The sequence below is a fragment of the Paraburkholderia sp. SIMBA_027 genome, assembly GCF_046535315.1.
GTDB lineage: Bacteria > Pseudomonadota > Gammaproteobacteria > Burkholderiales > Burkholderiaceae > Paraburkholderia > Paraburkholderia tropica.
In genome coordinates this window covers 1-250 of sequence record NZ_JAWRWY010001219.1, presented here as the reverse complement: position 1 = coordinate 250, position 250 = coordinate 1, and the positions used below count along the sequence as shown (strand labels likewise).

The following is a 250-nucleotide window of genomic DNA, read 5'->3' as shown; positions in this document are numbered from 1 at the left end:
CAAGTGGCGGCGCCATCAGCATCCTCGATTACGTTGGAGGGCCGGCCGCCGCAGGTGAAACGTACAGCGCCGATCTGCCCTACACCCCGGCCGGAGGCCAGTGCGACGGCTGGATCCTGAATTCCTCCAGCCCGCTGCCAACCTCGGATGCAGGTTGCGCCCACAACCAGCCCAATGGATGGAACCAAGTCCGCGACATGGCCATGAAACTGGGCCTTGCGCAGGGACAAACGCCAGCACAGGCGGCAAA

General features: G+C 64.4%; 1 pseudogene. It reads left to right on the top strand.

From position 1 onward, the window contains the following. Window positions 1–250 (top strand): annotated as a pseudogene (locus SB764_RS43030) (hypothetical protein); the annotation flags it as partial.